Source organism: Photobacterium sp. Alg240-V54 (assembly GCF_900537155.1).
Taxonomy (GTDB): Bacteria; Pseudomonadota; Gammaproteobacteria; order Enterobacterales; family Vibrionaceae; genus Photobacterium.
This window is the reverse complement of the sequence record NZ_UNRL01000001.1, coordinates 508337-520686: the sequence shown is the minus strand read 5'-3', so window position 1 is coordinate 520686 and position 12350 is coordinate 508337. Positions and strand designations below refer to the sequence as shown.

The following is a 12350-nucleotide window of genomic DNA, read 5'->3' as shown; positions in this document are numbered from 1 at the left end:
TTAAATGTGGCCTTTTTTTATGGCAATAATTAGCTTTTATGGTTGTTTGTTAGATATTAAATGCAACGAATGAATTATTTTTAACTGTGATTAATATCGTAATTTGGCCGTTATTTTAGATAAAGAGTGTGCAATATCTCTCTATTTAAGCAGTTCATTATTGCGCCACTCCAACGTTAACGACATTATGGAGTCAAACTTCACGACGTTGATATTTTTGGAGCTAACGATCATGGTTAAGCGTTCACAAACACTTCTTGCACATATAAATAATGGTTTTATATCTTCTTGTCAGCCTGTTGATGGCAGCCCAATGGATCAACCTCTGATTGTATCGGCTATGGCGCAATCATCGATTTTAGGTGGTGCTGCGGGGTTACGTATTGAAGGTATTGCGAATTTACAAGCAACACGACCACATGTTGATGTACCTATTATTGGTATTGTTAAACGAGATTTGAACGACTCAGCGGTAAGAATAACGCCTTTCGTGCAGGATATAGCTGATCTTGCTGCCGCTGGTGCTGACATTATTGCGATTGACGGAACTCAACGTCAACGCCCAGAAACGGTTGAAAATCTAATTAATGCTATTCACCAACATGGTTGTTTAGCTATGGCTGATTGCGCGACTTTGGCTGATGGTGATATCTGCCACCAACTAGGAGCCGACATTATTGGCTCAACACTATCGGGTTATACTGGTGGTGACGTTCCCACTGAACCTGATTTAGCACTTGTCATGGCTTTTCATCAACGTGGCTATTTTGTTATGGCAGAAGGGCGCTATAACTCGCCATTATTAGCAGCGCAAGCAATAACAGCAGGGGCCAATTGCGTTACTGTTGGTTCAGCAATCACTCGCATTGAACATATTTGCCAATGGTTTAAAGACGCGGTAAATACAGCAGCAACTGTAACAGAATTACCAGCTAAGGATATCGCATGAGCGTTTGTTTAGCGGTTGATATTGGCGGTACGAAAATAGCAGCGGCATTAGTAGATTGTGAAACTAATCATATTATTGAACGATGCCAAATAGCGACACCACAATCGCAACAGCCGGTTATTTTGTCTGCTGCATTAGCGTCATTATTAAGACCATTTATCAACCAAGCAAAATTTGTCGCAATCGCATCAACAGGCATTATTGATAACGGTATTTTAACCGCTTTAAACCCTGATAATTTAGGCGGTTTAAATAAATTTGAATTAGTCGATCAAATTCAGCGCATCACACAATTACCAACTTATGCAATGAATGATGCTCAAGCGGCTGCGTGGTATGAATATATTTCGCTTACACCTAATAATAATATGCTGTTTATTACCGTTTCGACTGGTATTGGCGGCGGTTTAGTATTGAATCAACAACTACAAACTGGTGCACGTGGGATTAGTGGTCATATTGGACATACGGTAGTAAATGCAAATGGGCCTATGTGTGGTTGTGGCCGTCAAGGATGCATTGAAAAAGTAGCTTCAGGTACGGCAATTGGTGAAATTGGGTCGTTATTATTTGATTGCTTATACAGTGGACAAGAGGTCTATCAACTGGCACTTGAAGGTAATAGTGACGCGTTAAATATTATTCACTCTTCAGCGGCAGCTGTTGCTGAATTAATTGCTAATCTGACCATTACATTAGATCTCGATAGTGTTGTTATCGGGGGGAGTGTTGGTCTTGCTCCAAATTATTGTCATTACATTCAACAATATCTAAATGAAAAACCAGCACTTTATCGACCTCATATTATTCTTGCTCAATCAGGAGTAGACGCAGGTTTATTAGGTGCTGCAAGTTGGTTTGCACAACAACAAAGTCATTAATAATAATTTAAATATTTTATCTCAACCCCTACATGGTGAGGCTTATATGGAAATTCAAGCATTTGGTACGCTAAATTATATCGTGCTGTTCGCATATTTAATTGGTGTAATGTTGGTGGGTGTTTATTTTGCCCGACGTCAAAAAACTGCAGATGATTATTTTAAAGCAGGTGGTCGAATACCTGGCTGGGCTGCAGGTGTTAGTGTGTTTGCAACGACATTAAGTTCGATTACATTTATGTCTATTCCTGCTAAGGCTTACACATCAGATTGGACTTTTCTTGTTGGGCAGTATTTAGCGATTCTTATTCTTCCAATTGTATTTTATTTTTATATTCCATTTTTTAGAAAACTTAATCTTACCTCTGTTTATGAATACTTAGAGCGTCGTTTTGATATTAAGATGCGCTTGTTCGCGAGTATGTCATTTATGTTATTCCATATTGGGCGTATTGCGATTATTACGTACTTAACCGCACTCGCATTAATGCCTTTTGTAAATATTGATCCATTAACTATCGTATTTTTAATTGGTGTGTTATGTATTGTATATACCTTCCTTGGTGGTATTGAAGGGGTTATTTGGACAGATGTTATTCAAGGGATTATGTTATCAGTTGCTGCGGTGTTAATCTTTGTCACTATCTGTTTCCATGTTGATGGTGGAGTGTCTGAAGTGTTCCGCCTAAGCGCTGAGCAAGATAAATACTTTCCAAGTTCAAGTTTTGAATGGAGTTGGACTAACAGCACCTTACCTGTATTAATGATTGGTTTCTTGTTTGCTAACTTACAGCAATTTACGGCAAGTCAAGATGTAGTACAGCGCTATATTGTGACTGATTCAATTGAAGAAACGAAAAAAACACTGATTACTAACGCGAAACTTGTCGCTTGTGTGCCTATCTTCTTCTTTGCTATCGGTTCCGCGTTATATGCTTTCTATAGCCAAAACCCACAGTTGATACCTGAGAATTTTAATACTGGCGGTATTTTGCCTTTCTACGTTATTTCACAAATGCCAGCAGGTATTGCTGGATTGATCATTGCTGCGATTTTTGCAGCTTCTCAATCAAGTATTTCAAGTAGTTTAAATAGTATTTCTGCATGTTACACCATGGATATTTATAACCGCTTTGGCGAAGAAAAAAATATTCAGCAAAGCTTTAACACCGCACGTATTGTAACGGTTGTTGCGGGTGTATTAGGTGTTGCTGCCTCGGTGTACTTAATTAAAAGTAATGAAAGCCAATTATGGGATGCGTTTAACAGCTTAATTGGTTTAATGGGCGGCCCTATGACAGGTCTGTTTATGTTGGGCATCTTTGTTCGCCGTGCTAATGCGGGTAGTGCATTATGTGGTGTGATTGCTGCGGTTGCCTCAATTCTATTTGTACGTGGCTTTACTGACCTGAACTTCTTCTTCTATGGTGTGATTGGTACTTTAATGGTGGTGATAGTGGGCTTTATTACGGCACCGTTCTTTAAAAGTAAATCGACCCAAGATCTTGATTTAGTAACTGAATAATACTCGACTGGTTAAAAACAAACTTAAAACAAAGCGGAGAAGATAGGTGCTTGTCCGCTTTTTATTTTCTAAAGGATAAGACTATGTTTTTTGGTGAAATCAAACAACCGCCACACACATTACCAACAGCTTTTCAGCAAGCGATAAATTTTATAAATACACAAGATCTAGCGCAGTTAGAGAATGGCCGCTATGAGATAGATGGTGATCGTATTTTTGCTAATGTGATGAGCTTTGAAACTCAAGATGCCGCTAATAAACAAGGTGAAGTACATCAGCAATATATTGATTTTCAATACCTGATCAGTGGCGAAGAGCGGATTGATGTGTCACTTAATTTAACGGATTGCATTCCTGCTACAGATTATGACAGTGATAATGATTTTACATTAGTTGAAACCATGCCCAATACCAGCTCCTTATTATTAAAGCCGGGAATGTTTTTAGCTATTTTTCCACAGCAGCCACATAAACCTGGTTGTGTGATTACAGCGCCGATGGTGATTAAAAAAGTAGTGATTAAAATCCATAAAGACTGTTTATCGTGATTGATTAATACAACTAAAACGTCAAGCTACTGTTTGTTAAGTCGCTTGACTAAGTAGCAGGTCGTGATCATTCTCGCTGAATTCATTCTCTACAATTGCCATTAGATGCATATGTTCTTACACTGATTAGTGTGGTTTTGCTGATAATGGAGAATGGTATGCAGACGCCGATCCCTTGCAATATGATTAACGGTGTTATTTTTGATTTAGACAATACGCTTGTAAGCTCAGCATTAGATTTTGACTGGCTACGCCAACAATTAGGCTGTTCGGCTGATACTGATTTATTGCAATATATTGATGAGATACCGAATATTTCTTTACGCGAACAATTACAACAAACAGTGATTGATTATGAATTAGCTGATGCTCGCCAATCCACCATTATGCCTCAATGCCAACAATTACTGTCTTATCTCAATCAAAAAAATATTCCGACAGCAGTGGTAACACGCAATTGCGCTCAAGCGGCAATGTTGAAGATAAATCACCATAAATTGCAATTTAAGCATATTGTTTCACGTGAAGACTTTGCGCCTAAACCAGCCCCTGATGCTTTAGTTTACATTGCCGAGCAGTGGCAATTAGCGCCGCAAAACATACTCTATGTTGGTGATTATATTTATGATTTACAAGCAGCTTACCATGCGAATATGCCATCATGTTTAGTGACTAATGGTGAGGATTTGCCGTTTACCCAACAAGCATCGATTGTGGTTCAAAGCTTAGGCGGCTTGACAAAGATTTTACAGCAACAAGCATATATGTTACCGCAAGAGCGTGATAGGGTAGAGTGTAATACCCCGTCAGGAAATTAATTATGGCTAACCCAGTGAACCCCAAAGCATTGCTGCATAGTAAATGGACCAAAGTGGTAGTGGATAATAAAGAAAAGCATTTTGAGATTGTTACGGTGTTATTTAATGATAATCAACAAGTTGAAAAGTGTGTAATTCAAGCTGTAATGACCAATCGACTTTATGATATTAAATGGCAAGATTTAAAGAATGATCAGATTTGGCTTATTGGCTGGAATTAAACATTTGCTGCTTCAAGTGCTAATAATGTTTGTTTCTTGTCTAACCCGCCAGCATAACCGGTTAATTTGCCATTTTTGCCAATCACACGATGGCATGGAATAACGATTGATAATGGATTTTTACTGTTTGCCATTCCCACTGCTTGGCAAGCTTTTGGATTACCAATAGTGATAGCGAGCTGTTGATAGCTCCAATGGCTGCCATACGGAATCGTTAGTAATGCTTGCCAAACCCGCTGCTGAAAATCGGTACCTCGCGGTGCTAACGGTAAATCAAATTGTTGGCGTATCCCTGAAAAATATTGTTGTAATTGCAGCTCACATTCAGCTAAAAGAGGGTGTTGTGGTGAGTACGTCGCAGTTTCAATCGCTGGTGTTTGGTGCTGATATAAAATAGCCGTTAGTGCACTATCTGTGGCATATAGCGTTAAACAGCCCAATGGTGTGTTTATGGTGTGGTAATAAGTCGACATGATAAAAACCTTCGCGCTATAGCCAGATAATCAACCATAGCGCGGTTAATGGTGGGTAAAAACAGCTTATTGGTGTTGTTTTAAATACTCAAGCGCACCCACGATCGCAGCAACTTGCGCCATATTACATTCATCATCAGTAACACGTGGGCTATCAGGATAAACTTCGGTAGTTGAGGTGTATTCTGCATCGGTTACGCTAGCACATAAACCTAATGCTTTTAATGGATAATTAATCACCCCTTCTTGAGTAATTGGTTCACCAATAATATTACCTTCACTATCTGCTGGTGCTATATGGGTGACATGACGAACAGAATCAATAATGGCTTTTTGAAAAGCATCTTGAGGATTTTCACTGTCGCCAACACCATAAAAACCATCAGGTACGATATCTGCGATATATTCTTTACCATCGCGTGCCGCTAGTGCTGGTCTAAACTCACTTTCATCGCTGTCTGTTGTTTCATGTAGATCAAGGTGCATTAGAAAATGCGTTTGTTGAGCCTGAACGAGTTGCATTAATGCTGCTGATTCTTCTGCTGGACTGTTAGCATAAAACGAACGGTTAGGATCAACCGTATTGGGGTTCCAGCGATTAATCGTTTCATATCCCCATGGGCTAACACAAGGCACCACTAAAATATTAAAGTCAGCACTATATTGTTCAGCTTTTAGTGCTAGAAAAGCTAATGCGCCATGTACACCGCTGGTTTCATAGCCATGAATACCACCTGTAATAAGTACTGTTGGTTTAGTTTTATCCCAATGATGGCTTTTAATTGCAAGTAGGGGGTATTTTTCTGGCGCGTAAGATAATGCACCGTATTGTTCAACATCAAACTTTTCACTTAAAGCGTGAATTTTAGAAACAACTTGTTCTAGATAACTACGTTTAATAGTGGTTTGTGCTAACCACTCCGCTTTTTCTGTGGCACCCCATTTTATTCCAGGTGTTCCGATTGCGTATCTCACTGAATTATCCATTGTAGTACCTATCTATTATTATTGATGCATTTGCTTTTAGAGGGTAAACAGCTTGTAATATTTAAGCAAATTTTATTAAATTTTGATGTCAAAGAAAGAGCAAAAACAATAAGTATACTGAAATAAAGTTGTAATTATTAACCGAGAAGAAAGCAAATTTAGGTTGCATTAATCTGCAGGTAGATATTATTGTCATACAAATGAATTGGATTATAGTTACTTCGTCCAATAAATTGTTTTTATAAAGGAAAAGACGATGAGTACTACTATCTTGAATGACGTTCAAATTGAAGATGCTAAACAACACCTTACTCGTCCTCTAGCCACACCTACAGATTTATGTGTAGACGCGACTAAAGAGATCAGTGGTGCACTAACTGCGATTTTAGCGGATGTATTTGCTATTTATATAAAGACCAAGAATTTCCATTGGCATATGAGTGGTGCCCATTTCCGTGATTACCATTTAATGTTGGATGAACAGAGTGCACAATTGTTTGCAATGACTGATGATATTGCTGAACGTGCACGTAAAATTGGTGGTCGTACAATACGTTCAATTGGTGAAATTTCACGAATGCAGCGTATTTTAGATAATGATGCTGAGTATGTTGAACCTGCAGATATGCTGGCTGAATTGTGCGAAGACAATAAACAGTTAGCCGCAGAACTTCGTGCTGCTCATATATTATGTGATGAACGTAATGACTTCTCTTCAGTGAGCATGATTGATAATTGGATTGATGAAACCGAACGCCGTGTCTGGTTTCTTTATGAATCATACCGTCATTGAGTGATGTGATATTTATTAAATATTAATTTTAAAGGATAGATTTAAGAATCTATCCTTTTTTTTATTTGGTAAATAGTGTTTGAAAATAAATAATAGGTAATTAAATTGATAACTTATTAATCAATATTTATCGGTTTTTTTATTGTTTTTTAGAGCTGTGACACTTGGTATTTTAAAATATGAATAAAAGAGAGATGATATATTAATTATATTGCCGTTTTTATTTGTGGTTATGACTGTCTTCCTTTTTTTATACACTCTCGCGGTGAATGTGTATTCATGGTTAAGGTTTTAATTGGTTGTTATTTATGATTGTTGTGAGTATAAAATAGCACTGATAAAGCATGTTTATTGTGTGAGCCACTATTTTATAAAAATATGATTATCGTTTTTTATAGTTACTATTGATTGTCGATAGTAATAAATAAAAAATAGTTTTCGATTTTAAATAATCTATAAAAAATATAATTAAAATGGAAAAGGAGTCTGTCATGTCAATGGAACTTTCTAGAAGGAGTTTTATTAAGCATGGTATCATCGCTGGTATTTGTGTTTATACCGTCCCCGCTTTAGCTAGATTTAATCTTAATTTAGATGGTAGTAATAGTTTAGTTGCTCCAGAGTTAGCATCATCTTGGAAATCTAATTTTAAAGTTCGCTTTCGTAGTGATGCTATTGCAAAAGTAACTGGTGAAAAAGTATATGGTCGTGATTTACGTTCAACCGATATTGATGGCTGGCCAAGTCAACAATCATGGGCTTATTATATTCGTTTAAATCGTGCCGATCGTATTTATCAAGATGTTGATTTAAGTCTATTACCGGCGAATGCTCAGCCGAGTAAAATAGTTACTGCTGCAACATTAAAACAAGACAATGTTGAATTGCCACCATTTTATGGCACCAATATGTTAGCTACTGCAGGAGCAATGCCTGATTATATTGGTCAAGCGGCAATGCTACTTATTTTTGATGATTTTCTTACTTATCATCGTGCTAAAAATATGCTGCAATTTAATACCGAAATAATTAAATATGGTAAGCAGCAACCATTAGTGGCTACGAGTAAAGATCCTTGGGGCGTATGGCGAATTACTCGTGAACAAGGTAATGCTGAGGGGATCCTACCTGATAAATATAGCCCATTACAAAATGGGGTTAATTTCCCTAATTATGTTGACCATAAGCCTTTTTGGCCTCGGGCCGACCGTTTGGGTACGCCATTACAACAACAAATGGCCGTTGCAGAAGAGATCCAAACTAGCCTTACTGATGATAATAATTTTGTTTTAAAACGTGACTATCAAACTCAGTTTATTGATCCAATGTTTATGGAGCCGGAGTGCTTTAATGGTTGGTTTGATAGTAAAACTCAAACAATGCACACCATTCCTTCTTCGCAATCACCAAATAACTTTTTTGGCTTTGCAACCTCAATGCTGACCAAAGGTCCACTTGCGAGTAAAGTTAAAAATTTAGTGGTTCATTCACCGTTTATTGGTGGTGGTTTTGGCGGTAAAGATCACTCGATATTGCCTTTTTATGGTTTATTAGCCGCGATGTACTGTGATCATCCGGTACGAATGGCAAACGATCGTTTTGAACAGTTTCAGGCGGGTCTAAAACGCCATCCATTTATGATGACCAATCAGTTAGCGATAGATAAAACTACCGGTAAGTTCCAAGGTATTGTCAGTAATATGGAACTTGATGGTGGCGGCCGTGAAAACTTTAGTTCTGTGGTCGCGGAAGTCGGCGCAAGTGCCTTACAATCTATTTATTATTTCCCTAAAAATGATATTACAGCTGTCGCTAATGTCTCTGAAAATCCAGCATCAGGCTCGATGCGTGGTTTTGGTACTTTGCAGACCATGTCAGCAATGGAAATGATGGTTAATGAAGCGGCCCAATTACTCAATATTGATCCGATTGACTTACGATTACGCAATGTTATTAAAACAGGTCAACTTAACACTCAAGGTGCTGTGCCAACCAGTACCGAACATTATGCTGAAATACTCACTCAAGCTCAGCAACATGAAATGTGGGTTAATCGTCATCAACGTCGTAAACAATATGAAGCTAAACACCCCAACAAGCTTTTTGGTACTGGGTTTGCTATTTGTACTAAAGATTATGGAGCCGGTGATGATGCGCCTGCAACTTATATTGAGTTAGATAAAAGCGGCCGTATAGTAATGGGGATCTCTGCCGTAGAAATTGGTACGGGAGCGCAAACTTCTCAAGCTGCAGTGTTGGTTGATTATTTTGGTCGTCCGGCAGATACCATTAATCTTGCGGAAGTGCATGGTTGGGATCCACTGCAAATGTTTAATACCCAATCTCCGTTTACGATGAGCCAAGCTTATCAAGATAAAATGCAACAAAATCCCCGTTGGACACCAACCATTCCCTACGCATCGTCGGCATCAACCTCTGCTTATTTCCAATCTAAAGCAACTGAAAATGCGGCGAAAGTTATTTTTGAATATGGCTTATGGCCTGCGGCAAAATCGATTTGGAGCAAGTTGTATTACAGCGGTGATCTGGCTGCGATGGATTTCGGTGCTATGGAAGATGCGGTCTGGGTTGATGGTAAGTTAAGTGCCAAAGGTATGGAGCCACTGCCACTTGATATGTTAGCTCAACATGTACATCAGCAAGGTCTAGTTACAGCCGCCATGGTACATACTTTTAATCGTTGGGGTTGGGTTGAAGCTGAATTTACTGTTGAAGGACAAAAACAAACGTATCAATTAGATGCAATGGCGATTAAATATGGTCATGGTGCTGATGCTACTAAGAAAAAATTAATGGCCAGTAATGGCTGGCATTTATTGGATCGTAATAAAGTTAATTACCCAGCGACATCATTAAATAACGCAATGGTGGTGTATTACGCACCATGTGCAACTTTAGTTGAATTAGCGGTAGAAAAAGGTTCTGGAAAGGTTGAAATCATTGCAACTCAAACTTGGCTAGATGCAGGTAAGGTGATCGTCAAAGAACTGGTTGAAGGTCAAATTGAAGGTGGTTTGGTGATGGGGATTGGGCATGCATTGCACGAATACTTACCACCAGGTGAAGAAGGCCCTGGTAATGGTACTTGGAATCTCAATCGTTATCAGGTGCCACTAGCGACTGATGTTGGTGTATGGCAGATGAATCATACTATTTTGCCACCCTTTAATAATTCTGATCAGCGTAAAGGTATTGCTGAAGTAGTGATGATCCCAATTGTCGCTGCTGTTACTGAAGCACTGTACCAAATTACCAATAAACGTTTTTACCATCTACCTGTTACCGCCGCTGATATTAAGGAAGCACTCGCATGATCTCTGTAACTATGACAATTAATGGCAATGTTGTCGGTCCAATTGACGTTGATGAATCAGTTAAAATGATCGACTTTTTGCATGAATACCAAGGGTTAACTGGGACAAAGTTTGGTTGCGGTATTGGAGTGTGTCATGCCTGTTCTATTATTGTGGATGATGCAGATGGTGGCTCGCATACTGAACGTACTTGTATCAATGGCGTTGGTAACTTTAATGGTAAAAAACTGCGTACCATCGAAGGCCATGCTAAGCGTAATTTAATGGGACAAATTACGGCACTAAGTCCTGTACAACAGACATTTGTTGATCATTTTTCTTTTCAATGTGGTTGGTGTACATCTGGCTTTGTGAATGAGTCAACAGTGCTAGTTGAGCAATTAGCAAAACAGCCTGTCGAGAAAGATCAGGTTGAGAATGTGATCGAAAATGCCCTTAAGAAGCATATTTGTCGTTGTTCTGGTTACCGCAAATATTATGTTGGCCTACGTGATTTAGTTCTTTCACAGCCGGGGTTAGTCAAATGAAACCAAATCTAAAAGTCAGCGTAATTAGCGGGTTACTCTTAAGTTCTAATATGGTCTGTGCACAAGCACCATCAACGGATGTTCAAGCGCCATTGCCTAAAAATATGGCACAATTGATCGCACAAGGTAAGTATTTAGCTGCTGCTGGTGATTGCAGTGGTTGTCATACTATTGCTACAGGTCAAGCCTATGGCGGTGGGCGTGCATTTGAAACACCCTTTGGAACATTATATTCAACCAATATTAGTAGTGATAAACAACACGGTATTGGCAAATATAGTTATCAGCAATTTGTTGATGCTGTTCGTAATGGTGTCGCCCCTAAAGGTAATTTATACCCTGCAATGCCTTATGCGTCGTATCACCGAATTGATGATCATGATATGCAAGCGTTATATGCCTATTTCATGCACACCAAGCCTGCGACACAGCCCAATAGAGAAAATGGTATTGGTTTTCCGTTTAATATACGCATGGGCTTAAAGCTCTGGAATTTAGTTGGTTTTGATAAGGCAAGCTTTACACCAACTGTTGATAAAAGTCCACTTTGGAACCGAGGTAAGTATTTAGTTCAGGGGTTAGGCCATTGTGGTGAATGTCATACTCCACGTAATTTTATGATGGCAACAGAGCAAGATCATGCACTTGAAGGAGCAGTGGTAAATAACCTTAACGCGCCTAATATTACCGCCAAAAACCTCACTCAAGAACATTGGACATTTCATGATTTGGCCCAGTTTTTAAAAACAGGTCAATCAGCTAAAGGTACTGCGTTTGATGATATGTTTATTGTTGAAAAACATAGCTTAACGCAGCTAAATGATCATGATATTAGTGCAATAACCAGTTATTTATTGAATCAAGAACAGCCACAATCAAGCTTAGAGTCACAACCTAAAAAAGTGGCTTCAACTGTTCCAGAACATGGTACTAAGTTACCAGGATACCGTATTTATATGGATAAGTGCTCTGGTTGTCATGGCATAAGTGGACAAGGGATCCCCAATGTTGCTCCGGCTTTAAAAAATAATGCCACTATTGGAAACAGCAATATTTTCAATACAGTTGCGGTATTAAATAATGGTATTAAGCGACAAAGTTACAGCCAAGAGCATACCTATTATGCTATGCCTAGTTACAAAAATAGCTTAGATGATCAACAAATGGCTGATTTGATAACCTATTTACATCAGCATTTTGCGACACATATGACGACCACAACCGCAGAGCAAGTCGCAGCGATTAAAAAGCAATTAGCTTCTCAATAAGCACAATATTAGCCTGCATTGTTGC

At 38.7% G+C, this 12350-nt stretch carries 12 protein-coding genes; 10 read left to right on the top strand and 2 right to left on the bottom strand.

Annotated elements, in window-relative coordinates:
• Positions 1-232 precede the first annotated feature (232 nt).
• From G6R09_RS02190 to G6R09_RS02165, 6 genes are all read left to right on the top strand, one after another.
• Positions 233-949: an N-acetylmannosamine-6-phosphate 2-epimerase gene (locus tag G6R09_RS02190; protein WP_065177148.1), complete on the top strand. Its 717-nt coding sequence runs from the start codon at positions 233-235 to the stop codon at positions 947-949.
• Positions 946-1830: an N-acetylmannosamine kinase gene (locus G6R09_RS02185; protein WP_163920282.1), complete on the top strand. Its 885-nt coding sequence runs from the start codon at positions 946-948 to the stop codon at positions 1828-1830. The genes G6R09_RS02190 and G6R09_RS02185 overlap by 4 nt, the downstream gene beginning before the upstream one ends.
• A gap of 46 nt (positions 1831-1876) precedes the next feature.
• Positions 1877-3355, top strand: a complete 1479-nt coding sequence (locus G6R09_RS02180) for a sodium:solute symporter (protein WP_065177192.1) — start codon at positions 1877-1879, stop codon at positions 3353-3355.
• Between the two features lie 83 nt (positions 3356-3438).
• On the top strand, positions 3439-3903 hold the full coding sequence (gene nanQ, locus G6R09_RS02175; RefSeq protein ID WP_065177146.1) for an N-acetylneuraminate anomerase: 465 nt from the start codon (positions 3439-3441) through the stop codon (positions 3901-3903).
• Positions 3904-4061: 158 nt separating this feature from the next.
• On the top strand, positions 4062-4721 hold the full coding sequence (locus G6R09_RS02170; protein ID WP_163920280.1) for an HAD family hydrolase: 660 nt from the start codon (positions 4062-4064) through the stop codon (positions 4719-4721).
• Between the two features lie 2 nt (positions 4722-4723).
• Positions 4724-4942, top strand: a complete 219-nt coding sequence (locus G6R09_RS02165) for a TIGR02450 family Trp-rich protein (RefSeq protein WP_065168740.1) — start codon at positions 4724-4726, stop codon at positions 4940-4942.
• Here G6R09_RS02165 and G6R09_RS02160 read toward each other — a convergent pair.
• Together G6R09_RS02160 and G6R09_RS02155 are read right to left on the bottom strand one after the other, a co-directional pair.
• Entirely contained in the window at positions 4939-5415 is a 477-nt protein-coding gene (locus tag G6R09_RS02160) for a methylated-DNA--[protein]-cysteine S-methyltransferase (protein WP_163920278.1), read from the bottom strand. The two genes, G6R09_RS02165 and G6R09_RS02160, sit on opposite strands and share 4 nt — an antisense overlap.
• Before the next feature lie 66 nt (positions 5416-5481).
• Positions 5482-6402, bottom strand: coding sequence for a M14 family metallocarboxypeptidase (locus G6R09_RS02155; RefSeq protein ID WP_163920276.1), 921 nt, complete (start codon positions 6400-6402; stop codon positions 5482-5484).
• A 256-nt stretch (positions 6403-6658) separates the two neighbouring features.
• Here G6R09_RS02155 and G6R09_RS02150 point away from each other — a divergent pair, with 256 nt between their 5' ends.
• From G6R09_RS02150 to G6R09_RS02135, 4 genes are all read left to right on the top strand, one after another.
• Positions 6659-7195 (top strand): Dps family protein, encoded by a 537-nt coding sequence (locus G6R09_RS02150; protein ID WP_065168743.1) that lies wholly within the window; start codon positions 6659-6661, stop codon positions 7193-7195.
• Between the two features lie 491 nt (positions 7196-7686).
• A complete protein-coding gene (locus G6R09_RS02145) occupies positions 7687-10530 on the top strand; it encodes a xanthine dehydrogenase family protein molybdopterin-binding subunit (protein WP_163920274.1) in 2844 nt (947 codons plus the stop codon).
• Positions 10527-11057, top strand: a complete 531-nt coding sequence (locus G6R09_RS02140) for a (2Fe-2S)-binding protein (RefSeq protein WP_065168745.1) — start codon at positions 10527-10529, stop codon at positions 11055-11057. Before G6R09_RS02145 ends, G6R09_RS02140 begins: the two co-directional genes overlap by 4 nt.
• Entirely contained in the window at positions 11054-12325 is a 1272-nt protein-coding gene (locus G6R09_RS02135) for a cytochrome c (RefSeq protein WP_163920264.1), read from the top strand. Before G6R09_RS02140 ends, G6R09_RS02135 begins: the two co-directional genes overlap by 4 nt.
• Positions 12326-12350: the final 25 nt, after the last annotated feature.

Coding starts and splice junctions, on each gene's coding strand:
- G6R09_RS02185 (WP_163920282.1), top strand. CDS start 946: ATGAGCGTTTGTTTAGCGGTTGATATTGGCGGTACGAAAATAGCAGCG.
- G6R09_RS02190 (WP_065177148.1), top strand. CDS start 233: ATGGTTAAGCGTTCACAAACACTTCTTGCACATATAAATAATGGTTTT.
- G6R09_RS02150 (WP_065168743.1), top strand. CDS start 6,659: ATGAGTACTACTATCTTGAATGACGTTCAAATTGAAGATGCTAAACAA.
- nanQ (WP_065177146.1), top strand. CDS start 3,439: ATGTTTTTTGGTGAAATCAAACAACCGCCACACACATTACCAACAGCT.
- G6R09_RS02180 (WP_065177192.1), top strand. CDS start 1,877: ATGGAAATTCAAGCATTTGGTACGCTAAATTATATCGTGCTGTTCGCA.
- G6R09_RS02140 (WP_065168745.1), top strand. CDS start 10,527: ATGATCTCTGTAACTATGACAATTAATGGCAATGTTGTCGGTCCAATT.
- G6R09_RS02135 (WP_163920264.1), top strand. CDS start 11,054: ATGAAACCAAATCTAAAAGTCAGCGTAATTAGCGGGTTACTCTTAAGT.
- G6R09_RS02165 (WP_065168740.1), top strand. CDS start 4,724: ATGGCTAACCCAGTGAACCCCAAAGCATTGCTGCATAGTAAATGGACC.
- G6R09_RS02170 (WP_163920280.1), top strand. CDS start 4,062: ATGCAGACGCCGATCCCTTGCAATATGATTAACGGTGTTATTTTTGAT.
- G6R09_RS02160 (WP_163920278.1), bottom strand. CDS start 5,415: ATGTCGACTTATTACCACACCATAAACACACCATTGGGCTGTTTAACG.
- G6R09_RS02155 (WP_163920276.1), bottom strand. CDS start 6,402: ATGGATAATTCAGTGAGATACGCAATCGGAACACCTGGAATAAAATGG.
- G6R09_RS02145 (WP_163920274.1), top strand. CDS start 7,687: ATGTCAATGGAACTTTCTAGAAGGAGTTTTATTAAGCATGGTATCATC.